Here is a 249-nt window from a genome sequence, read left to right as displayed (position 1 = left end):
GTCTCACCGAGACCCGCTGGCCCGACGGCGAAACCGTGATGGATCGTTCGCAGGGCGTTCAGCCGGACAGGCTGAAGGAACTGGTGCGTTACTGGCAGCTTTCCGCAGTTTCTCACCAATATCGATGGACTGGACATTCATTTCATCCATGTCCGCTCCCGCCATGAAAACGCGCTGCCGCTGATCATGACCCACGGCTGGCCGGGTTCGGTCTTCGAGTTGCTTGACGTCGTCGGGCCGCTCACGGAT

1 pseudogene is annotated in these 249 nt (G+C 60.2%); it reads left to right on the top strand.

The features are described 5' to 3' along the window. Positions 1–249, top strand: a pseudogene (locus AF337_RS41290) (epoxide hydrolase N-terminal domain-containing protein); the annotation flags it as partial.

Source organism: Rhizobium ecuadorense, assembly GCF_001187535.1.
In the GTDB taxonomy this organism is placed as follows: domain Bacteria; phylum Pseudomonadota; class Alphaproteobacteria; order Rhizobiales; family Rhizobiaceae; genus Rhizobium; species Rhizobium ecuadorense.
Note: the sequence above shows the minus strand (reverse complement) of the source record. Positions and strands in the feature narration are given on the sequence as shown.